The organism is Siphonobacter sp. (genome assembly GCF_048595215.1).
In the GTDB taxonomy this organism is placed as follows: domain Bacteria; phylum Bacteroidota; class Bacteroidia; order Cytophagales; family Spirosomataceae; genus Siphonobacter.
The window spans coordinates 1-22,961 of record NZ_JBMDWJ010000274.1 but is presented as its reverse complement, the minus strand read 5'-3'; the positions used below and the strand labels follow the sequence as shown (position 1 = coordinate 22,961).

Here is a 22,961-nt window from a genome sequence, read left to right as displayed (position 1 = left end):
GACCAGCTATCCTTCCATCTTCGGAGGCCGGGTAAAAACCCTTCACCCCAAAATCTTCGGCGGCATTCTGTACCGTCGCGACAACGAAGAAGACGTAAAGACGGCAGAGCAGTACGAAATTCCCGCCATCGATCTGGTCGTGGTGGATCTGTATCCCTTCGAAGAAACCGTAGCCGCGGGTGGTAGTAACGAAGACATCATCGAGAAGATTGATATTGGTGGTATTTCGCTGATTCGGGGAGCGGCTAAAAACTTTGAAGACGTACTCATCGTTTCGCACCGTAGCCAGTACGCCGAACTGCTTCGCATTCTTTCGGAACACCAGGCCGTAACCAGCCTTGAATTACGCCGTTACTTCGCCACGCTGGCCTTTGGCGTTACTTCGCAGTACGATTCGGCCATTTATCAGTGGTTTGCCGGACAAACTTACACGGGTCGGGCGGCTGATATTTTCAACTTCAAGCAATTACCCCAGAATTCCCTGCGGTACGGCGAAAACCCGCACCAGTCGGCTACGTTCTACGGCGATCTGAAAAGCATGTTCGATCAACTGAACGGAAAAGAGCTTTCGTACAACAACCTGGTTGATGTGGATGCCTCCGTACAATTGATCGATGAATTCACGGATACGACATTCGTGATCATCAAGCATACCAACGCTTGCGGGGTAGCCACGGCTCCGACGGCGAAAGAAGCGTACCTGAACGCCCTTTCCTGCGATCCGGTATCGGCCTTTGGCGGCGTGATCGTGACGAATACAAAAGTAGACATGGCCGTTGCGGAAGAACTGAACAAACTGTTCATGGAAATTCTGATCGCTCCGGAATACGATGAAGCGGCTCTGGACCTGCTGAAATCGAAAAAGAATCGCATCCTGCTCAAGCGTAATGTAGTACAGCCTACAAAACACATGTTTAAAACGGTGTTGAATGGTGTACTAGTGCAGGATAAAGACACGGTGGCAGAAACCGCCGCTGAAATGTCGCCGAAAACGGAGAAGGCTCCGACCGAAAGCGAATACAAGGCTCTGGAATTTGCGTTGAAAGTGTGTAAGCATACGAAATCCAACACGATTGTTCTGGCGAAAGAAAACCAGTTGCTAGCGAGTGGCGTGGGACAAACGTCCCGCGTCGATGCCCTGAAACAAGCCATTACGAAAGCAAAAGAATTTGGATTTGATCTCAATGGAGCTGTCATGGCTTCCGACGCCTTCTTCCCCTTTGCCGACTGCGTAGAAATCGCTCACCACGCGGGCGTTACGGCGGTGGTACAACCGGGAGGATCGGTTCGGGATCAGGATTCCATTAATTATTGCAATGAAAACGGACTGGCTATGGTATTCACCGGCGTTCGTCACTTCAAGCACTAATTCTTAAAGTTATCCACAGATTTCAAAGGCGTTTATTTCTTCGGGAATGGACGCTTTTTCGTTTCCATACGGCTTGTCTTTGGCTTTTAGGGGAAAATTATGTTTGGTGGAGTATAGTTATCCACAGGATATAAAAGTTATCCACATTGATGAATGTTTGAGTTGTGGAGAAGAAAAGGGAAAGCTTCCAGCAAAAGCTTTTACTTGGATTGCGTATTCAAAATGAGGTACAGGTTTCAAAAAAACGCTCTATTAAGGAAAGGACGCTCTAAACCTTTTCCCTGGTATGAGAAATGTACTCGGTCTTTTCTTGCTTACGGTGTCGTCGTGTATCGCTCAGACTCATCACAGCATACCGCCCATGCCTACTACGGAACGGCAGGCCTTAGGGTTTATCCACAATCCGGAATTGTTTCCAGAAGAGAAAATGGACTTTCCCTTTGCAGCGGGACCGTTTGCTCCGACCTGGCAATCCATCGATGCACAGTACCCCGGTCAGCCGAACTGGTGGCGGGAAGGTAAATTTGGTATTTTCATTCACTGGGGACCGCAGGCCGCAGGCGAAAGCGGCGACTGGTACGCTCGTCGTTTGTACGAAGAAGGTACAGAGCCGTATCAGAATCATCTCAAACGTTTCGGACACCCTTCGGAATTTGGCTACAAAGAGGTACTCCACCAGTGGAATCCTACCGACTGGAATCCAGCGGCTTTGGTACAGGCCTATAAAGATGCCGGGTTTCGTTACGCTCTGGTAGTAGGCGTTCACCACGATAACTACGATTTGTGGAATTCTCAGTACCACCCCTGGAACTCCGTACGCGTAGGTCCGAAAAAGGATTTTCTGGCCTTGTGGAAGAAAGAATTACAGAAACAGGGCCTGCGTTTTGGCGTGGCCTTCCACCACGAGTATACCTGGTGGTGGTGGCAGGATGCCTTCGGAGCCGATAAAAATGGTCCCAAAACAGGTGTACCGTACGACGGCAGCCTTACCCTGGCCGATGGAAAAGGAAAATGGTGGGAAGGACTCGATCCGCGTCGGCTCTACGGGATTCCCATTCGCTACGACAGTCTGGTCCATAACGGCAAGCCCTTTACCATTCCCACGATTGCTTTTGGTAATCAGGGTATTTTCGGCAATCACCTCATCTACGCCCGCTGGTATGCTACGCAATGGGCCCTGCGAATCCAGGATGTGATCGATCACTACGATCCGGATTTCATTTATACCGATGGCAATAGTACCCAGCCTTTTAGCGGTTACAAAAGTGGTTCGGGCTATCGGAGTGATGCTGGAGCCCGGATTGTAGCTGACTTTTATAACAAAGGCAGTCGGGGCAAAAAGCTTGATAAGCTGAGTATCGTGAAGTTTATTCCGACGAACCGGGGAGCGGGGCGAACCTTTGAGGGAAGTTATCCACCGGGTATCAAAACCGACCAGCCCTGGATGGCGGACATGGCCGTGGGTGACTGGTTTTACCAACCGGATTTTTACTACGATGCCGGAATGGTAATCCGGGCTCTGCTGGAATACGTCTCGCGGGACGGTAACCTGACGCTCTGCGTATCGCTCACGCCCAGCGGCGGGATGGATGCCGGCAGTGCCCGAATGCTAAAAGCAATTGGGGCCTGGATGCGAATCAATGGGGAAGGTATTTACGGTAGTCACGCCTGGAAGGAATACGGCGAGGGAGAATTGGTAAAAGATCCGAAGAATCCGGAGAAAGCCGCCAAACTGCGAAACTTGCCCGGTGGAAAACTAGGTAAACGTCACGCCGAGTTTCAGTTCAGTACCAAAGATTTTCGCTTTACGCGAGGCAAAGACGGGAGCATATACGCCTACGGGATGACCGTGCCTAAACCCGGTGAAGTACTGACTATTCAATCGTTGGGAAAAAAAGCCGGATTAGTCAACCAGCCCATTCGGTCAGTACAGTTACTGGGCAGTACTCAAAAAATTCGCTGGGTTCAAACGGACGAGGGATTACAAATTACCTATCCTAAAAGGCTGTCTTTAGAACACGTCGTCGCTTTCAAGATTCGATGAAATGTAAAAACGGCTTTCCTTTTTGGGAAAGCCGTTTTTAGTACGCTAAAATCTATTGTTTCAACCGAGCCGCTTCGACGGTTTGTTTGAGGGTATGCACGTACTCAATCAACTCGGCTACCAGTCCGGTCCAGCCCGTTTGGTGAGCTGCTCCGAGTCCGGAGCCATCATTTCCGTTGAAGTACTCGAAAAATTGCAAGTGATCTTTAAAATGCGGATCCATATTGAATTTCTTGTAGTCCCGCTGATAGGGTCGAATTCCGGTTTCCGGATCGGGCGTAAAAATACTGATGAGTCGGGCTGCTACGGCCAGAGCTGCTTCTTTAATCGTTACCAGTTCGCCGGAATTGGTTGGATATTCAATTTCGAAATCATCCCCGTAGTACTGGTGGAACTTCAGTAGTGAATCCACAAACAGGAAGTTCATTGGAAACCACACTGGGCCCCGCCAGTTGGAGTTACCCCCAAACATCGAACCCGTACTTTCCGCGGGCGTATAGGCCACGCGAAGCACTTCATTCCCCACCCGAAACTCGTACGGATGATCAGCGTAGTATTTGGAAAGCGAACGAACGCCGTGATCGGACAAGAATTCTGCTTCGTCGAATACCCGTTTCAGAATCATCTTCATCCGGTGACCGCGAATGATGGAGAGCAGACGGGTCTCGCCTTTACCGGGCTCATACCAACGGGAAATCAGCGAAGCCAAATCAGGCCGATTGGTCAGTACCCATTCCACGCGACGTTTGAAATCGGGTAGTTTTTCGAGCAAATCCGGGTCCAGTACTTCTACGGCAAACAGCGGAATCAATCCGACCATCGACCGGAGTTTCAGCAACATACTCGGACCATTGGGAATGTGGAGTAAATCGTAATAAAACTGATCTTCTTCGTCCCAGAGGCTGATTTCTTCCCGACCCAGCGATTTCATGGCTCCGGCAATGTGCAAGAAGTGCTCGAAAAACTTCGAAGACATATCCTGATAGGCGGGACGTTCCAGTGAAATTTCGCAGGCAATCCGGAGCATGTTCAGCGTGTACATGGCCATCCAGCCCGTACCATCCGCCTGCTCCAAGTGGCCGCCCAGGGGTAACTGAGCCGAGCGGTCAAACACCCCGATGTTATCCATGCCGAGGAAGCCACCGCCGAAGATGTTGTTGCCCTGTTCATCCTTGATGTTAACCCACCAGGTAAAGTTAAGCAGCAGTTTGTGGAAGACCCGTTCGAGGAAGCCAATGTCCCCGGTGCCGTTCATTTCCTTATCAATCTCGTATACTTTCCAGGTAGCCCAGGCGTGTACGGGCGGATTCACGTCCGAAAACGTCCATTCGTAAGCGGGAATCTGACCGTTGGGGTGCATGTAGTACTCCCGCAACACGACGGCCAGCTGACGTTTGGCAAAATCCGGGTCAAGGCGAGCCAGCGGGATACAGTGGAACGCCAGATCCCAGGCCGCAAACCAGGGGTATTCCCACTTGTCAGGCATCGACAGGATGTTGGCCGTGTACATGTGCCTCCAGGTCCGGTTTCGTCCAAACTTTCGCTCGGGAGCGGGCTTGGGCATGGCCGGATCACCGTTGAGCCATTCGTTGACGTTGTAGTAATAAAACTGCTTCGACCAGAGCATGCCCGCGTAGGCCTGCCGCTGAATCTTCCGTAGCTCCTCGTCTTTTACATTCTTTTGCAGATCTCCGTAAAACTCATCGGCCTCTTCGATCCGTTGCTGAAAAATCGTATCAAAATCAGTAAACGGTTCGTGATTGGAGTAATTTGAAAACCGCAACCGGATGGTAAAACTACCCCCCGCCGGAACCGTTTTGGTATACTGAGCCGAGGCTTTGGTACCGATGTTATTGGGGTTGACCGTTTTCCGTTTTCCGTTCGAAACGATGTAATCGTTGATGCCGTCTTTCGGGTACGGTGAAAAGTTAGGGCTGTTGTAGATCCGCTCGAAGTTGGTTTCGTTTTCACAGAAAAGCAAAGCATCCGCGTCTTCTACGTACAGCTTGTACTTACCCAGAATCTTGTGGCTGACTTCAATCAGCGAATTGGAGTACCCCGTCAGCATGGGGCGAACGCTGTAATTTTCGTAGCCCCAAATCCAGGTATTCCGGAACCAGAGCGTAGGTAGTACCGTGATGGGAGCCGCCTTGGGACCGCGGTTGTGAACCGTCAGTTTAATCAGAATATCACTTTCATCGGCTTTGGCGTATTCGATGTTCATGTCGAAGTACTCGTCATTATCAAAAACACCGGTATCGATGATCTCAAATTCGGGCTGTTCGCGGTTACGGGAACGGTTTTCACCCAGAATCTGCTCGTAGGGAAAGGCCTGCTGCGGGTATTTGTACAGCATGTTCATGTACGAGTGCGTCGGCGTCGAATCCAGGTAGTAGTATAACTCCTTGACGTCTTCGCCGTGGTTTGACTCGGGGTTGGTCAATCCAAACAGGCGTTCTTTTAGAATACCGTCCTTATGATTCCAGAACCCGAACGCAAAACAAATGTGTCCTTTATTATCGGAGATTCCCCCAATTCCGTCTTCACCCCAGCGGTAGGCCCGGCTGCGGGCGGCGTCATGGGAGAAGAAATTCCAGGCATCGCCGTTGGAAGAGTAGTCTTCGCGAACCGTACCCCATTGGCGTTCAGCCAAGTACGGGCCCCACTTTTTCCATCCTTTGTTGTCTGCCCGTTGGGAAAGTCTAGCTTTTTCTGCAATCATACGTGAGTAGAATGAGGGTTACGACATGGGAATCCGACTGAGCGTGAACGGTATAACCATAAAAACTTCGGCGGGTTCGTAACCTTTTACGAAACAATGTAACGATCGTATCCGAAATTTACGCCTTCCTGAGGAAGGCTGTGTAGGATACGGCCATAAATAGCGTAAAATTTCTGACTTAACGTGTTTTTTTCTATGACTGCAAAATTTGCTCTGCTGGCTGGCTCTTTATTGGGGGCGTTGGGCGTTGGATTAGGTGCTTTTGGTGCCCACGCTCTAAAACCCATGCTCGTAGCAACCGGTCGCTTCGATACTTTTGAGACGGCTGTTCGGTATCAGTTTTATCACGCACTGGCCTTACTGGCGATTGGTTTGCTGATGAATCAACTGCCCGCGGTGGAAAAAGGGCTGGGCTGGGCTGGCTGGGCTTTCCTAATCGGTGTCATCATTTTCAGCGGATCGCTCTATACCATCTGCTTCACGGGAATCAAAGTGTTTGGTGCCGTCGCTCCCATCGGTGGTACGGCCCTGATTATTGGCTGGGTGCTGCTGGCATTTCAGGTAGTGAAGGCTTGAGGAGGGGAGGAGGTTTGAAAGAGTTTGATGGGGTTTGAAGCAGGTTTGAAAGTGTTTGAAGTTTGAAATGGTTCAAGGTTTAGAAAGTATGAAGTTGGCCAAGGATAGAACGTTTGTACATACAAATCCGTATTTCTATGTTAGACCTTACATCTCTACCAAACCTCAAACCTTTCTCAAACTTTAAACCTATTCAAATCTTAAACCTTAGCTTAAATCTTAAACCTGTTCAAACCTCTTTAAACTCCCATCTACCTCAATACCCGTACTTCTCCTGCCACAAGGCCCGGAGGCGTTCACGGATTTTCTCTTCGGCACCGTTTTCCTGCGGATCGAATAGTTTCGTACCCGCTAGGGATTCGGGTAAAAATTCCTGCTCGACGAAGTTGTTCTTGAATTGATGAGCATACTGATAGTTTTTCCCATAATTCAACTCTTTCATCAACTTGGTCGGAGCATTCCGCAGGTGAAGTGGAATAGGGTGAGCCCCGGTTTTCTGAACCAGCTCTAAAGCCTGATTGATGGCGGCGTACGCCGAATTACTCTTGGGTGAGGTTGCCAGATAAATGGTCGCTTCAGCCAGCGGAATACGGGCTTCGGGCATACCGAGTACTTTCACCGCCTGGAAACAGCTTTCGGCCAGTAACAAAGCGTTGGGATTGGCCAGACCCACATCTTCAGCGGCTGAAATCAGAATTCGACGGGCGATGAATTCAATGTCTTCGCCGCCGTCGAGCATACGGGCCAAGTAGTAAATGGCCGCGTTGGGGTCCGAACCACGAATGGATTTGATAAAGGCCGAAGCGATGTCGTAATGGGCTTCGCCGCCTTTATCGTACAGGGCAATGTTTTGCTGGACTTTCTCGAAAACCAGTTCATTGGTAATCACCAGTGGTTCGCCCGCTCGCTGGAAGTTGGTAATCAGTTCAAGAATGTTATACAATTTCCGGCCATCACCCCCCGAAAGCTGTAACAGGGCTTCGTATTCCTCCACCCGAATGTCTCGGTCTTTCAGATACTCATCCTGAGCCAGAGCCCGGTCAATCATTTGGATCAGGTCTTCTTTTCCAATCGATTTAAGTACGTATACTTGGCACCGCGAAAGCAGAGCCGGAATAACTTCGAAGGAAGGGTTTTCGGTGGTAGCTCCAATGAGTGTGACGATGCCCCGTTCGACGGCCCCCAACAGTGAATCCTGCTGCGATTTAGAAAAACGGTGGATTTCGTCAATGAACAAAATAGGGCTTGCTGAGCTAAAAAACCGCTGTTTAGAAGCCGATTCAATCGTTTCCCGAATATCCTTTACGCCCGAATTAATCGCAGAAAGACTAAAAAAGGGGACTTTCAGTGACTGCGAAATGAGGGTTGCCAAGGTAGTCTTGCCCACACCCGGTGGACCCCAGAGAATCATGGAGGGAATCCGCTGGGCATCGATGGCTTGGCGGAGTACGGCTTTCGGTCCTAATAAATGCTGTTGACCAATGTATTCATCCAGCGTCCGGGGACGCATACGTTCTGCGAGTGGTGGCATACGAAGTGCAGAAATTTCCTACTTTTATTAGTAAACGCCCAAGGTACCTAGCGAAAGCAAGTTTGCTGGTGGACGATCCTGTCAAAAAACTGAACCACTTGGCCAGAACCAATCCAGTAAAATGGGCGGTAGTACTTAGGTATTTTCCCTTGATTTTATCCGGCTTTCCCCTTGATTTTTAAAGAAAAGTTGGAGGCCATACGGAATCCATGCAAATTTACTGACTAAATAAGCCGGAGACCGATCCTTAGTTGCCAATCCTCTGAAAAAGCTTCCCAAACAAACCTTGGTTTTTAGTTTGTCTAGCAAAAACTAGTTGTCACTACTTTAGGACTTCCCATACGTATAGGATAAGAAAGCGGGCAATTGACCTTTCGTCGATACGCCCAACGGTTGTAGGTGAGAGATGATCGTTAAAATCTCCCATCTATTAGCTAGAAGCGGATCAAAAGAGAGCCGTTAGCCATTTCTGTATAGGGCTCAGCGTGATCCGAGAATTAATGAGCATACAAAGGCGAATAATTTTGGCATTGGTTTTAGAATAGCCATCCATGAACCACACCCTAGAAGACTTTCCGCTGACGCTGGCGGCCGGTATTACATTTACAGCACTCATGGGTTTGAGTAGCCTGCTGTTCTTTGTAATTACTCGGCGGAAGCAGTTGCGTCAGAAAGAATTCATTCGATACTTGGAGGGTAGTCTTGAAGCTAGCATTCGTTCCCAGGAAGCAGAAGCTCAGCGAATTGCCGCTGATTTACACGAAGATATCGGGAGTTTGCTATCGGCTACGCGAATGAGTTTTTCACTAGTAACCCGTTATTTAGATAATTGTCCGGAATCGTTGCAGAGTGCTGAGCAAACCAAACGCTTACTCGAAGAAGCAGTAAAAAACGTTCGGCGAATCACCAAAGAGATTCAGCCACCTGCTCTCGAAAAACTGGGCTTAGTAGTTGTATTACAGGAATTAGTTGAAAAGGTACAACACGCTCATCCCGAAGTACTGATTGACCTGGAGTGCCGTGGCGAAGAATACCGACTTGACCGATCCGTTGAGTTTATTTTATTTAGGGTAGCTCAGGAGTTACTCCAGAATAGCCTTAAACACGCCGACGCGAGTCATATTGAGTTATTGTTGTTGTATCAACCCAAACGAGTTTTTTTTACATTAAGTGATAATGGAATGGGCTTCGACTGGCCTAAAGTTCAGCAGCAAACAACTCCTCTAGGCTTGAAAAATATCGAAAGCCGTCTGAACGTAGTAGGAGGGCATGTGGTGTTTGAAACTTCTCCGGGTCAGGGAACGCACACCGTCGTTGACATTCCGCTGCATACGTCTTGATTATTTATGAGTGGAACTTCCCACATTCGCGTAGCTATTGCCGACGATCACGCCCTTTTTCGGAGGGGACTGGCCAATATCTTGAAAACCTACGATTCGATTGAGGTCATTATGGAGGCTCAGGATGGGCAGGATTTGCTCACACAGCTGGCTTTTCAGATACCCGACGTCGTTTTACTGGATTTACAAATGCCCGTTCTGGATGGTATTAAAACCACGGAACAGTTACGAAATCGTTTTCCCGAGGTGAAGATTATCATCATTTCCATGCACGATGATGATGGATTTGTAACCAATCTTATGGAACTAGGGGCTAATGGCTACCTGATTAAAGACAGCGATCCGGACGAGGTTGTCAAGGCCGTTCGAACCGTAATGGAGGAAAACTATTACTATGGAGCATTCCTGACCAAGGTCATGCACCGTCGAATGGTCGAACGCTCGAGGCCCCGGAAGCCTTCTTTTTCTTCGCAAACGCCCTTGAGTGAACGCGAACATGAAGTATTGCAACTCATTTGCAGTGGACTGACCAATGCCGAAATTGCTGAAAAACTCTATATTAGTGATCGTACCGTAGAGGGACACCGTACCCGCATCATGGAGAAAATCGGGGCAAAAAATACGGCGGCTATGGTCGTGTATGCCGTGAAGAATGGCTTGTATTAACGATTGAGAAAATCCCCACTCTTAATCTGCGTCAACCCTAATGTCGGTAAGTTGTAGATGTATACCCAAGCTTGCACCGTGGTGCCGTTACTGAGTTGTACTGTTTCAGGCTGCCGTAGATAATCGGAGTGGGCTTCGTCTTCGGGATAATATCCTTCGTAGGAGTCCAATTCGGCAAACGTACGATCCGGGTCCGGTAACCAATATACTTCACCTTTTACCAAGTCGCCCGTTTCTTCACTACGGATCAGAGCCGGATACCAGTCAATCAGGTAAAGTTTTCCGGGTACTGAACCTTCATCTACCCACTGGGCCTGCCGCTGCAGCACCTCATGCATCGCATGGTTGGCCGTTCGTCGTAGGGTTCCGTAGACCAATAGGTAGTTCATAGGAAGGACATATAATTAAAAATCAAATGGAAGAACATAGGGCTTCTAAAGGCAAAGCCGCTCAAGTGAGCGGCTTTGTCCAAATAACCCTTAACCAAAACTAAAAAAGCGTTAGACCTGATAAATGGTCGGGCAGATTGAACGGCCCTGAGGGGTTCGGTTCTTCTGCGAAGGTATCGTAGTTACGTCTTCATGAGACGTAAAGAGTTGTATCGCCCAGTCCAGCACTACCGTCATTAATGAACGGGCCACTTTCGGATAGGAAGTGATGGTCGCAGCTTTAGCTGGAATTTCGTTGGGTTTGGTATGTACCAGCGTACTGGTTTTACGAGCTAGTTGCGTAACGAGTCCTTTACCGGTATACAAACGGTGGGGAGTACCCATACCGAAACCTTGGACATTGAATAATCCCAGCAATACCAACAGGAAGGAAATTTTTCGGAATGCAAGACCAAAGAACTTCATGGCTGAAAGGAGTTTACGTTCGGAGGTGATTCAAAACAACGATAAAAAATTAGTTTATGCTACCACTTCGGGATGAACGGAAACTAAACGGTATCGCTGCTCTGCTTTTGATAATACAAAGATAGGTGTTGTTAGGTACTTTGCAATACATGGTACCTAAATTTTTTACTTTTTCTTTGTAAAGCACTTCCGTGCTGGTGATTGATTTGGTTTCTGAGTAAAGGATGCAAAAGCAGGCATAAACGTTGCAAGCAGTAACAAAAAAATCCCCGACTTTATAAAAAAGCCGGGGATTCAGAAAAATGATGTACCGTATATTACAGGACAACCACTGAGTTTTCTTCCATAGAAATGCCACTAGCAACAAATTTATCCGCTTCAGTTTCATTGATCCAGACTTCGCCATCGACCAAATAACGGAATTGGTATTCTTTACCAGTTGTTAATTCAACAGTGCCTTTAAAAGAACCATCTTTTTGTTTTTTCAAAGGAGTAGCATCGGCATCCCATCCGTTGAATTCACCTACAACGGCAACTGCTTTAGCTCCATTGCAATGCTCAGAAGGAACAGTGAATGTGACCTTTGTAACAGGCTTACTCTTGAGTGTTTGCTTAGACAGACTCATGGTTGGATTATTCCATTTGATTTACAGAGGCAAATATGCAATTAACGACAATACAAAGCAACTGATTATCAGAAATTTAAATTACACTAAACACCGGAATATACTATTTGAAATTTTTTATTGGTAAAGTTCAATTGTCCAACTGAAGCGGTATGTTACGAAAACCTCTCCGTTTCTTGCCTCGTTCCGTACTGTTTTTCATAATAAGCTAGTACACAAAACTTATTCAAGCCGGAACGCTATAGGTAGATTAAACCGACACTTAACGGCTCGGCCCTGCTGGCGTCCGGGTTTCCAGCGGGGCATTGCCTGTAATACCCGCTGAGCCTCTTCATCACAACCGAAACCTAATCCTTTTAGGATTTGAAGTTGTGTGATGCTTCCATCTTTTTCAACCACAAATGAGAGATACACATTGCCACTCACGTTGGCCTGCTGAGCCTGTATTGGATAACGCAGATTCTTTCGTAAATACTGATTGAACGCTTCCATTCCACCCGGATATTCTGGCTGGATTTCGACCGTCAGCATCACTTCATTGCTTTCCTTAGGACTGACTTCTACAATCAGATTCTCCTTTTTCCCTGAACTTTCCGTGACATCTACGATGGCAGGTAGGTCATTACCCTCCAGAAACGTTCTTGAACCAGCCTGATGTACTTGCAATTGTTCTTGGGTTGCCAGAAATGAATCGTCAGGGACCTGCTCATCAGCGACTACAACTGGGGGTTTAAGTTCATACGTGTTTGTTTGAGGAACGTCAGGAGCGGGTGGTGGGGGTAGAGTAGGGGGTGTTTGGGGAATCTCAGGCGTTTCAAGTTCTACTTTCACCGGCGTAAGATGAGCAGAGACCGAACTTTTGGAAGCAGATAAACGAGCAAAAAGTACGGGAGCTAAAGCTAGTACCAGAAATAAACTGATACTGATTACGGTTGCCCAACGGAGGTACTGGCTTATACTTTGGCGTAGCTCATAAGCTCCGTATGCCTGATTGCGATTCGCAAAAACATAGTCTTCGAGGGTTTGATACGTTTCCATGGGTGTATAAGTTTAAACTAAATTTTTAGTTATAAGAGCGGAGAAAAAAGCCCGAATGAACGGGCCATAAAGGGTTTAGTGGAAAATGATTAATCGTTTTTGGTAGTATCGGCCACTACCTGAACACTGTCCTGAGCCAGCGGAGCAGTAGCGTTGGGAGTTAACTTATGGAGTTCGGCCAGTCGATTTGCCGCCAGCGTTGCATACGCACAATCTAGCATTTCCATGGGTCTAGCGTTCCGGGGATTACTCGCAATGACTTTACAGGTTTTGATGAGTTCCTGATAATACGTCTTTGCCAGTTCCATATCTACCTGATAGGTATCGTGCAACTGAGCCAGTCGGTACAGAGCCTTCGGCCGTTCGGACAGGTTAAAGGTTTCCTGGTAGATTTTGATAGCCCGTTTGATGGATGCAGGTTTGCCTTCCAGTTCATAGACATCTCCCAGGCCCATCTGGTAGTCGGGCACCCGGGTTTGTGCCAGTTGAATGGCCTGTTTGAAATTACGGAAGGCATTGAGATCGAAATGAGCCGAATCTTTTTTAGCCTTTAGCAGATACGCCGTACCTAAACCACCGTATACGTATTCCGTTTCTTCCCCCGCATTCAGTAATCGCCGGAACGTAAAAATGGATTGATCCAGACTATCAATTTCGTAATACGCTCGCCCTAACATTCGCTGGTAAAAAGCCGAAGAATCACCCTGAGCCATGGTTTTCTGAAGACTGGTAACTACTTCTGCAAATCGCCCCAGCCGGAAATCAACCCGGCTATTCTGTAGCAACAGCCGTATGGAATTGGGATCAATAGTCAGGCCTTTCTCAACACATTCACCCGCTAGTTTCAAATGAGCGGCGTCATTTAGATCCAGATGGATCCGCGTCAACTCCCCCCAGGATTCAATATCCTGTGGATTGAGAGCCACTGCCTTATTGTAAAAAGCAATGGCCTGACCCAACTGCTCCAGGCGACTATACTGGACAGCAGCCTGTTTAAACAGATATGCATTCGTCGTGTCGAGTTGGATAAGACGTTGGTAATAGTGCAAGGCCCGACGATACTGAGCGTTCTTTTCGGATAGTATCGCCAGTTGATTCAATGCCTCGGTCTGGCTCGTATCACGTCGCAGTATGGTTTCATACGTTTTACGGGCCGCTGGTAACTGGCCCAGTCGCTGTTGTACGAAGCCTAATTGAAGGGCGGCTTCTACTTGCGTACTGTCCGTTTCCAGAATCTTCTGCAAGACTGGAATTGACTGGACATACTCCCCGCGACGGATCTGCTCCTGGGCCTGTAACCAGGAATCATTCTGTGATTGGGCCATACCTGTCAGGCACTCCAGTAATAACAGGAGTAGAGGTAAAAATCGGAAAATCATAGCGATAAGTGAATTGAAATGTTACGCTAAGGGTACCAATTACAGAAAAGAGAATAGTATTGGATGAAATCGTATACTACGCCAGATCGTATACGTCGCGGGGAGCAAGTTTGTACTTAAGAGCGGAAATCCAGGAAGCATCCCGTAGAAATTGCCGCTGATCCTTTACTTGGAAGTTTTAGCTGTCTTCTTTTTGTCTAGCGTAAAGGCAATCGGCAAGTTGTAGTAGCTACGAACGGCTTCTCCCTTAGCTATACCCGGTTCCCATTTCGGCATGGCGTTTAAGACCCGCATGGCTTCTTCGTCACAACCAAAACCCAGGCCTTTTGCAATCTCAATATTACTAAGCGAGCCATCTTTTTCGACCACGAATCGGGTGAACACTCTTCCTTCGACATTGGCTCGTGACGCAGGCTTCGGATATTTAACGGTTTTAGCCAGAAAATCATACATAGCCCTCTGACCACCCGGAAATCCAGCTGCTTTATCAACAACAGTATACACATCAGGGTCGGGAGCGGGCTGGCTGGATTTAGCGGGCTTTTGCGAAGGAGTCGCAGGCGTAGCGGGTTGGGATTGAGCCGTTACTTGCTCTGAAAAAGCGGTTGAAAGAAAGAGCATGGTCCCAAAGACGGGCAAGATCAATCCATACTTACCCAGAGCCGCAGTGCTGGAAGGCGTTTTCTGTAACATACTGATTCGAGGTTTAAGAAGCGATTTATTAAAAAAAGGATGAACTAAATCCGTCGTATTGACCCCAAACTGCTGGGAAAATAAAAGCATGGCGTAATCGGCCCGACTGGGTTCGCATTTACTGGCCACTTCGTCAGCCAGGTATTCGTGCAAGAGACGAATGTCCTGCTTCATTAAGTAAACCAGTGGATTGAACCAGTTGATAATGGCTACTAACTCAAAAAAGACTACGTCTGCGGAGTGAAGCTGCCGTACATGGACGCGTTCGTGGGCTTCAATCGTTTGTCGGTTGGACAGGTTCTTACCGACGAAGAAGTGATTGAAAAACGCAAAAGCCGTATTCGTTTTACGGTGGTACCTGTACCGAATTAGATCACTCAGTCGCATGAGCTGGAAGGCGAACTTCCCTAACAGAAAAAGCATCCCACACATGTAAACGACCGCCAGCACGTGTCCCCAGGCCAGTGGATGAGCCGATTCGTGATTATCCAGATAATTGGGCCGAATGAAGACTACGCTTGGGTTATAATAAGCGTAGATCGACTCGTTGACCTGCTGCGTTACAAACCAGCTCCGTACCCAATCGGACTGAATGGCGGGAATAAAAAAAGCCAGAGCCGTACCTGCCAGCAGGAAGCTGCGATTAAGCTGGTGAAACGTTTCCCGTCGGAGCAGGATGCAGTAAAAGCCATAAAAACCAGCCAAATACAGATTTACTTGCAGGAGATAGTGCAACCAATTCATACCGATGGAATGGCCTTTCGGTCGTTTAAAGGTGGATAGAGGGTGTGGGCTGCCCTTACCCGTGTAGGGTATAGGCGGAACGGACGCGGAGCAGGCTTTACTGCTTCTTCATCTGCTCAATCATTTTCAGAATATCGTCAGCTTCGTTGAGCTCTACTTTCTTTTTCTTCACGAAAAACGAAAACAAACTGCCGATGGAATTGCCGAAATACCCTTCCATTAATTTTTCGGTGGCAAACGTCCGGTACTGTTCCTTTGTAATAAGGGGATGGTAGCGGTGCGATTTGCCGTAGGCCGTATGTCCTACAAAGCCTTTCTGTTCTAGAATCCGGATAATGGTAGAAACAGTATTATAAGCCGGTTTTGGCTCAGGCAATTGATCTAGAACGTCTTTTACAAAACCTTTTTCCAGCGTCCAGAGTACGTGCATAATCTGCTCTTCGGCTCGGGTAAGTTCTTTTTCAACCATAATTGTGCATCGTTTAATGGCTACTTCAAGGATGCGAACAGCAGGCCTCTTCGTCTTCCAGAAGTATCCTTAGTCCAAAGGTTAAACTAATATTTTAGTTTAACAACTATTTTTTTCGTTTTTTTCGATAAATAGTTTCTAGAAGTCGGGTGGGGCTGAAAATCAGTTATATGCATTTAGAACGAAAGGAAACAACTTATTACAAAGTTCCCTTAAGCTAGATGTGAAATGATAGAAAAACTGCCAGCCTTGTGGGCTGGCAGCTACTCAGTGAAAGGCTCGTTTTTTAATCATTCCACCTTTGGTATCCTGAATGCTGTGCTGCACGATAAAGGCTTGATTATCGATTTTGGCGACGGCATTCTTCAGCCGTGTAATTTCCAGGCGTGTAATCACAGTATATACAATGTCAATATCGCCGTCACGTTCGCCGCGTTTGCCAAATCCCCGTTGGCCCTTAAACATGGTTACGCCGCGACCCATTTCATTCACAATCATTCGTCGGATGTACTCACTCTTTTCCGAAACGATGGTAATAGCCGTATATTCTTCCAGACCTGTGATAATAAATTCGATGGTACGGGAAGCCGAGAAGTAGGTGAGCATGGCGTAGAGGGCCGTTTCAACGTTAATCAGGATGGCCGAGACGCTAAAAATGCAAACGTTAATCGCCATGATGATGTCGCCTACCGTAAATCCTGTCTTACGGCTCAGGTACAGAGCCAGAATTTCAGTACCGTCGAGGACGCAGCCACCTCGAATAGACATACCGATACCCGCCCCGAGAAAGAATCCGCCGAAGACGGCAATCAGCAACTTATCGTGCGTGAAGACGGGCAACTGCAGAAATGCCAGACATAGGGCCAGGCAGATAATGGCCACCAGCGTACGTATCGCAAAACCCAGGGAAATCTGTCGATAACCCAGAACGATAAACGGAATATTAAAGACAATCAAGAGAATAGAGAGATCCCAGCCCGTCAGTGCCCGAACCAGTAGTGAAATACCCGTTACTCCGCCGTCCAGAAATTCGCTGGGGAGAAGAAAACCGCGAAGCCCAATGGCAGCGGTGAAAATTCCCATCGCGATAAGCAGGTTATCCTTAATGATTTGTCGGGGGGACGTTTGACGAAAGACCCGGATCTGACTCCGTAGAAAACGTTGTACAGGTCCTCGGCTAGTCGAGGCGATAGCTGCTTGTAAGAGAGGCGGAGACGTGTGATGCATAAAGCTAGTATGAGGAAGGAATATATAAAAAATAAAAGCTACCCTGGAATGGGCAATCAGTAAATATAAGGATTTTGACTCATGTTTTCGGCAAAAACAAGAGTTATCCACATCAGATTAGTAAATTCTAATGCGGAATATTTTTTTGTAAGAAAACTTAATGAACTAAAAGAGGAGTGGCCCTGAATTAGGACCGTTGAAGGATGGCTTCGGCCATCCATAAATCTTCGGGGGTAGTAATTTTGATATTTTCGTATGAACCTTCCACCAGGAAAATCGGAAATCCGGCCGCTTCGGCTACGCTGGCATCGTCGGTAAATAACGGACTTTCGGATTGTTCGAAAGCCTTCTTCAATACAGCTACCTGAAACGTTTGCGGGGTTTGTACCAGTCGTAATCGGGAACGGTCGAGGGCCTGGTTTTCCGTTTCGCTGTGCACCAGTCGGATTGAATCTTTCGCAGGCACGGATACTACTGCCGTACCCTGCTGAGCGGCCGTACGAAAACTTTCGGCGATGACCTCTACGGGAACGAAAGGACGTACCCCATCGTGCACAGCTACGAGTCCTTCGCTTTCCTGGATACACTGTAAGCCATTACGCACGGATTGAAAACGGCTCGCTCCCCCCGGCGTTTCGATAATGGGGTGAGTGAAGGCAAGCGGATAGGCTTGTTTGAGTTCCTGCCAGTACGCCAACTGATCGGCTGGGAGGCAAAGAATAATCTGAAGATCGGCAGAATAGGCCAGAAACCGTTCGAGCGTATGAACCAGAATAGGCTTATCCGCAACGGATAGAAATTGCTTGGGCAGGGCGACACCCATACGGCTGCCACTTCCGCCCGCCACCAGAATGGCGTATTGCTTCATGCAGAGGGAAACGCAAAAACCGGACGTATGGCTAGCACACGTCCGGTTTCGGCTATAAAATCAACATTAGATCACCGTAACTAAAGAACTTGTATTTCTCCTTCATCGCAATCTCGTAGGCCTGCATGACGAGATCATAACCACCGAAGGCACAAACACCCATCAGTAGTACAGACTCGGGCAAGTGGAGATTGGTCAGCAGGGCATTACTGATTTTGAAGTCGTACGGAGGAAAAATGAACCGGTCCGTCCAGCCTTCACTTGGTTTCAAACGGGCATTCGCCGATACGGACGATTCCAGCGTTTTCAGTACGGTATTTCCAACGGAACAAACGCGTTTATTGGCGTCGAGCGAAGCATTAACCACCTCAGCCGTAACGGGTGGAATGAAATACGGCTCGGAATCCGTTTTGTGTTTAGTCAAATCTTCTACGTCAACCTGACGGAACGTACCCAATCCCACATGCAGAGTGATGGGCGTAAATTGCGTTCCGTTGATCTCCATTCGCTTGACGATGTTCTTGGTAAAGTGCAATCCTGCCGTTGGGGCAGCTACGGCTCCTACTTTATTATCATCGGCAAAAATCGTCTGGTAACGTTCGCGATCTTCATCGGTCGTTTTACGACGGTTTTTGATTTCCTCCGGTAGCGGCGTTTCACCCAGTTCGTGGATGGCCTTCATCAAAGCACTGTGATCACCGTCGTACAGGAAACGAATGGTACGGCCTCGGGAAGTGGTGTTGTCAATCACCTCAGCAACCAGATCACTGTCACCAAAGTATAACTTATTGCCCACCCGAATTTTACGAGCCGGATCAACGAGTACGTCCCAGAGGCGATGCTCACGGTTCAACTCCCGCAATAGGAAAACTTCAATTTGAGCACCGGTTTTTTCCTTGCTACCGTAAAGACGGGCTGGAAAAACTTTCGTATCGTTGACTACCATGGTGTCTCCGTCGCCGAAGTATGATACAATGTCACCGAATTTTCGATGTTCAATTTGCTTGGTTTGCCGATTAACTACCATCAGCCGGGCATCGCCGCGTTCGGCCGGGTGAAGAGCGATAAGATTTTGCGGCAAATCAAATTTAAATTCGGATAACTTCATGGAATTCAGCTAGATACCAGATAGTTTTGGCTAAATATGCAATTTCTTACTACCGAATGTCAAGCTTTTTTGGATTTTTTGTGAAAATCTTTTAAATATCGGGTACCGTTTAACCCCCTAAAACGGCCCTTTCTTCCACATTTTGCTTGCATCCCATCTAGCGATCGTTCTACTTTAGACTTTCCCTATTTATCAGAAGAATTCCCGGTATGAAATTTCTTCGACAAGTGTTCGAAAGCCTCCGTTTCGCCTGGCAAGCCCTGCGGTCTAACCTCCTCCGTACCATCCTTTCGTTATTGGGCGTAACCGTCGGGATTTTTTCCATCATTGCCGTTTTTACGATGGTCGACTCCCTGGAAAACAGCATCCGGGAAAGTCTGAGTTTTACGGGCAGCAATACGCTGTTTGTATCCAAGTGGTCTTGGGATTACAGTGAGCCGAATTACGCCTGGTGGAAATTCTTCCGTCGACCCGCTCCGAGTTACTCCGAATTTCGTTTCCTAGAACGTAATCTGGAGAATGCTCAGTACATCGCCATTTCGGACGGGCGGGGTGGCCAAACACTTAAACACGGGAATAATTCAATGACGGCAGGTGTACGAGGAATCACCTATCAGTACAATCAGATTTCGGATTTACCCGTCGAAAAAGGACGCTACTTCAGCCCCATGGAAGAAGAGGCCGCCCGTAATGTAGTGGTGATCGGAGCCGACATCGCGGCTAATTTGTTTCCCTACGAAGAAGCTGTCGGTCAGTACATCCAAATTAAAGGCTTACGTTTTCAGGTAATCGGCGTCATTGAACGAATCGGTACGGGCATGTTTGAGATTGGCGGTAAGCCCGACATTCGTTGTTACATTCCGTATCTGTCCTTTTCCAAGCTCTTTCACACCAAATACTCTGAACCGAATATTTCCATCAAAGGGTACGATCGCGACGAAAAACTGCAAGAACTCGAAGGTGAACTAATGGGTCTGATGCGAACCAAACGCGGCCTGAAGCCCTATCAGGAAGATAACTTTTCCATCAACCGTCCTGAAGCCATTCAGAATATTGTCGAGACGATCTTTAGTGCCTTACGCGGAGCGGGCCTCATCATTGCCTTATTTTCGCTGCTCATTGGGGGATTCGGGATTGCCAACATCATGTTCGTATCCGTAAAAGAACGCACAAACCTGATCGGCATTCAGAAATCGCTGGGAGCGAAAACCTACTTTATACTATTTCAATTCCTGTTTGAAGCCATCTTTTTAAGCCTAATTGGCGGACTGGTAGGTATCGTGCTCGTCTGGCTACTGACTTTTTATCCGCAGGAAACGCTGAACATCGAACTTTCGCTGCGAAACATCCTGATTGGGTTGGGCGTATCCAGTACAATCGGACTCCTTTCGGGCATCGTACCCGCCTGGATTGCGGCCCGAATGGACCCCGTACTGGCGATTCGCTCCAAGTAATTTTGCTGGCAATGTTTTTTAAGCCGATAGATAGGAAAAAAACACGAAGCATAAGCAAAATTCAATAAACGTACTTTTCTTTGGAGCTACACCCGCATCGGACTATCCCACGACTGATCCTGCGGAGAAAGGACTGGCAAAACCCACCCTTGGCATTCCAAACGTACTTAAACAACCTATCATGAAAACCTTTGGTAAAGTTTTACTCGGCTTATTAGTAGTAACCATTCTCGTATTCTGGATATTGACCCTCATTAACTATTCAGAAGGTGAACGAGCGGGTACCATCACCCGGTTCAGTAAACGCGGCTACGTATTTAAAACCTGGGAAGGGGAGTTACTACTGGGCGGTTTTTCCGAAGGCACCGGACAGATGAATGCTGAAAAATGGGAATTTAGCGTAGATTCGGGCAAAGATTCGACGATCAATACGATCAATGAAGCATTACGCTCCGGCCGCCGAGTGACGCTTTATTACGAAGAAAAACTCTTTCAGTTTGACTTTGACGGCGAAACCAAGTTCTTTGTGGTTCGGGCCCAGTTCGCCGACGGTCAGCCTTAGCCGGTCTAGGATGAGGGGGTTGGCACCCTGGCCCGCCAGAATTGTGTTGAATCCCTTATTTCTACTAATTATTCGATGATGACCGCTGATACCCACTTTCGGCAGGAGGCCCTTTCGCTGACGAGTGTCAGTTCGTACATCCTTACCCTTGGACTGGGATCGCAGGAACTTCAAATTAGTATTATCGATCCCGTTCGAAATCGTTGCCTTTGGCTTGATGAATACGTTTTGACGGACGTTACTACCGAAGAAGAGTACTTGACGACTGTTCAACGCCTGCTCAGTCAGCACGAGTTGATGCAAAAGACATTTTGGAAGGCCGTACGGGTCATTGTTTCCAACCAGTCATTTACGTTAGTACCGACCTCGCTGTTTCGAAAGGAATATGCGGCCCGAGCTCTGTCGCTGGCTCGTGGACTGGTAACGGATTACGAATCGGTACAGCATACGGTACACCCAGCCTGGGAAGCCGTTACGGTTTTTTCCTTACCCGTCAGCTGGACGGAATGGTTACAGGAAATATACCCGTTTGAAACCATTCAGATCGTTCACCAAGTCGATATTTTACTGCAGCTCAGTACAAAAATTACGGAAGATGGTCTGTTACTGTACGTAGAAAAACGGGCCGCTACGCTCGTGTATTTGCAGAGCGGACGGCTGTATTACTGCAACCGCTTCGTCTACCGAGCTTCAGCGGATTTAATTTATTATATCTTGTTCGTGTTAAACGAGCTGAAAGTGAATACGGAAGATATACAGGCCTGGGCCTTTGGAGCTATCATGGAAAAATCCGAAGTGTACCAGGCTTTGCAACCTTATCTAGCTCAACTAACGCAGGGACTGCCAGATTCTGTAGCCATTCCTGAAGTACCCGCCGATCAGGTACCATCTTACCGGATGGTTACTTTCATGGGTTAAATTTTCTTTCTGACAAGCTTAACGTCCATCGCCTCAATGCCCCGTATTGCTTTTTTCCCCGGTTCGTTTGACCCTTTTACGAAAGGACACGAAGACATTGTTCGGCGGGGCCTGAAACTGTTCGACGAAATCATCATTGGTATTGGTCACAATTCTAGTAAAAAACGCCACTTCCCACTGGATCCCATGACCCGGTCTATTCAGCGGACGTTCATTAACGAGCCAGTCCGGGTAGTACCGTATCAGGACCTAACGGCCCGCGTCGCCCGCGATAATGGAGCCACATTCTTGCTGCGTGGCCTGCGGAATACGACTGATTTTGAGTACGAAAACAGTATTGCTCAGGTAAATCGTGACCTATACGAAGGCGTCGAAACGGTTTTTTTGATCTGTTCGCCGGAATTAGCTCCCATTTCCAGTACCATCATTCGTGACTTGCACCGTTACGGGGCCAATGTAGATCAGTACTTGCCCTATCCCGTCAGTGATTTGGAGTAACAGTTGGGGTATATATTGAACAAGCCACCGGAAAGAGGAATCCTGAACCTTTTTCGGGCGTATTTTTTTTAGTGATAGGTCTTTCTTCGGATTTTAAAACACTGGAAAGTATGTCACGTTTGTTTTCTCCGTTAACGCTAAAAAAAATTACGCTTCGAAATAGAATTGCGGTTTCCCCCATGTGCCAGTATTCGGCCGTCGATGGTTTCGCTAACGACTGGCATTTGGTGCATTTGGGAGCCCGGGCTATTGGCGGAGCCGGATTAATTATTCAG

21 protein-coding genes and 1 pseudogene are annotated in these 22,961 nt (G+C 47.8%); 10 read left to right on the top strand and 12 right to left on the bottom strand.

The annotated features are described in order from the left end of the window. Positions 1–1,369, top strand: a 1,369-nt coding sequence (gene purH, locus ACOJTG_RS17195; RefSeq protein WP_420154956.1) for a bifunctional phosphoribosylaminoimidazolecarboxamide formyltransferase/IMP cyclohydrolase, incomplete at its 5' end; no start/stop codon positions are given. A 286-nt stretch (positions 1,370–1,655) separates the two neighbouring features. Beyond that, the gene (locus tag ACOJTG_RS17190) at positions 1,656–3,413 is read left to right on the top strand and encodes an alpha-L-fucosidase (protein ID WP_420154955.1); all 1,758 of its coding nucleotides are present in this window, start codon (positions 1,656–1,658) and stop codon (positions 3,411–3,413) included. A gap of 52 nt (positions 3,414–3,465) precedes the next feature. Here the strand turns inward: ACOJTG_RS17190 and ACOJTG_RS17185 are convergent, their stop codons facing one another. Further along, complete coding sequence (locus ACOJTG_RS17185; RefSeq protein WP_420154954.1) at positions 3,466–6,135, bottom strand: MGH1-like glycoside hydrolase domain-containing protein; 2,670 nt, start codon at positions 6,133–6,135, stop codon at positions 3,466–3,468. A 195-nt stretch (positions 6,136–6,330) separates the two neighbouring features. On the opposite strand from ACOJTG_RS17185, the gene ACOJTG_RS17180 reads away from it, so the two are divergent. Then, the gene (locus ACOJTG_RS17180) at positions 6,331–6,711 is read left to right on the top strand and encodes a DUF423 domain-containing protein (protein ID WP_094812399.1); all 381 of its coding nucleotides are present in this window, start codon (positions 6,331–6,333) and stop codon (positions 6,709–6,711) included. A gap of 256 nt (positions 6,712–6,967) precedes the next feature. On the opposite strand, the gene ACOJTG_RS17175 is transcribed toward ACOJTG_RS17180, so the two are convergent. Next, entirely contained in the window at positions 6,968–8,242 is a 1,275-nt protein-coding gene (locus ACOJTG_RS17175; RefSeq protein WP_420154953.1) for a replication-associated recombination protein A, read from the bottom strand. Between the two features lie 551 nt (positions 8,243–8,793). Between ACOJTG_RS17175 and ACOJTG_RS17170 the strand changes: the two genes are divergently transcribed. Together ACOJTG_RS17170 and ACOJTG_RS17165 are read left to right on the top strand one after the other, a co-directional pair. After that, positions 8,794–9,582: a sensor histidine kinase gene (locus ACOJTG_RS17170; protein ID WP_420154952.1), complete on the top strand. Its 789-nt coding sequence runs from the start codon at positions 8,794–8,796 to the stop codon at positions 9,580–9,582. A gap of 6 nt (positions 9,583–9,588) precedes the next feature. Then, positions 9,589–10,248 carry a response regulator gene (locus ACOJTG_RS17165; RefSeq protein WP_420154951.1) on the top strand — a complete coding sequence of 220 codons (660 nt, stop codon included), beginning with the start codon at positions 9,589–9,591 and terminating at the stop codon, positions 10,246–10,248. Here ACOJTG_RS17165 and ACOJTG_RS17160 read toward each other — a convergent pair. From ACOJTG_RS17160 to queA, 10 genes are all read right to left on the bottom strand, one after another. Further along, positions 10,245–10,637 carry a gamma-glutamylcyclotransferase family protein gene (locus ACOJTG_RS17160; RefSeq protein ID WP_420154950.1) on the bottom strand — a complete coding sequence of 131 codons (393 nt, stop codon included), beginning with the start codon at positions 10,635–10,637 and terminating at the stop codon, positions 10,245–10,247. The genes ACOJTG_RS17165 and ACOJTG_RS17160 overlap by 4 nt on opposite strands. A 111-nt stretch (positions 10,638–10,748) precedes the next feature. Continuing rightward, positions 10,749–11,102, bottom strand: coding sequence for a hypothetical protein (locus ACOJTG_RS17155; protein ID WP_104709592.1), 354 nt, complete (start codon positions 11,100–11,102; stop codon positions 10,749–10,751). A gap of 317 nt (positions 11,103–11,419) precedes the next feature. After that, a complete protein-coding gene (locus tag ACOJTG_RS17150) occupies positions 11,420–11,728 on the bottom strand; it encodes an isoamylase early set domain-containing protein (protein ID WP_094812385.1) in 309 nt (102 codons plus the stop codon). A gap of 222 nt (positions 11,729–11,950) precedes the next feature. Continuing rightward, on the bottom strand, positions 11,951–12,766 hold the full coding sequence (locus ACOJTG_RS17145) for an energy transducer TonB (protein ID WP_420154949.1): 816 nt from the start codon (positions 12,764–12,766) through the stop codon (positions 11,951–11,953). 89 nt (positions 12,767–12,855) lie between these two features. Then, positions 12,856–14,145 carry a tetratricopeptide repeat protein gene (locus tag ACOJTG_RS17140; protein WP_420154948.1) on the bottom strand — a complete coding sequence of 430 codons (1,290 nt, stop codon included), beginning with the start codon at positions 14,143–14,145 and terminating at the stop codon, positions 12,856–12,858. 165 nt (positions 14,146–14,310) lie between these two features. Further along, positions 14,311–15,582, bottom strand: coding sequence for a TonB family protein (locus tag ACOJTG_RS17135; protein ID WP_420154947.1), 1,272 nt, complete (start codon positions 15,580–15,582; stop codon positions 14,311–14,313). A 97-nt stretch (positions 15,583–15,679) separates the two neighbouring features. After that, on the bottom strand, positions 15,680–16,051 hold the full coding sequence (locus ACOJTG_RS17130) for a BlaI/MecI/CopY family transcriptional regulator (protein WP_104709597.1): 372 nt from the start codon (positions 16,049–16,051) through the stop codon (positions 15,680–15,682). 267 nt (positions 16,052–16,318) lie between these two features. Continuing rightward, a complete protein-coding gene (locus ACOJTG_RS17125; RefSeq protein WP_420154946.1) occupies positions 16,319–17,278 on the bottom strand; it encodes a YitT family protein in 960 nt (319 codons plus the stop codon). 187 nt (positions 17,279–17,465) lie between these two features. After that, positions 17,466–18,146: a 2-C-methyl-D-erythritol 4-phosphate cytidylyltransferase gene (locus ACOJTG_RS17120; RefSeq protein WP_420154945.1), complete on the bottom strand. Its 681-nt coding sequence runs from the start codon at positions 18,144–18,146 to the stop codon at positions 17,466–17,468. A 52-nt stretch (positions 18,147–18,198) separates the two neighbouring features. Then, positions 18,199–19,254, bottom strand: a complete 1,056-nt coding sequence (gene queA, locus ACOJTG_RS17115) for a tRNA preQ1(34) S-adenosylmethionine ribosyltransferase-isomerase QueA (protein WP_420154944.1) — start codon at positions 19,252–19,254, stop codon at positions 18,199–18,201. A 209-nt stretch (positions 19,255–19,463) separates the two neighbouring features. Between queA and ACOJTG_RS17110 the strand changes: the two genes are divergently transcribed. From ACOJTG_RS17110 to ACOJTG_RS17090, 5 genes and pseudogenes are all read left to right on the top strand, one after another. Next, positions 19,464–20,708: an ABC transporter permease gene (locus ACOJTG_RS17110; protein ID WP_420154943.1), complete on the top strand. Its 1,245-nt coding sequence runs from the start codon at positions 19,464–19,466 to the stop codon at positions 20,706–20,708. A 181-nt stretch (positions 20,709–20,889) separates the two neighbouring features. After that, entirely contained in the window at positions 20,890–21,270 is a 381-nt protein-coding gene (locus ACOJTG_RS17105) for a hypothetical protein (protein WP_104709602.1), read from the top strand. 78 nt (positions 21,271–21,348) lie between these two features. Further along, entirely contained in the window at positions 21,349–22,188 is an 840-nt protein-coding gene (locus tag ACOJTG_RS17100) for a DUF3822 family protein (protein WP_420154942.1), read from the top strand. A 36-nt stretch (positions 22,189–22,224) separates the two neighbouring features. Continuing rightward, entirely contained in the window at positions 22,225–22,686 is a 462-nt protein-coding gene (coaD, locus tag ACOJTG_RS17095) for a pantetheine-phosphate adenylyltransferase (RefSeq protein WP_104709604.1), read from the top strand. Between the two features lie 110 nt (positions 22,687–22,796). Continuing rightward, positions 22,797–22,961: pseudogene (locus ACOJTG_RS17090) on the top strand (oxidoreductase); the annotation flags it as partial.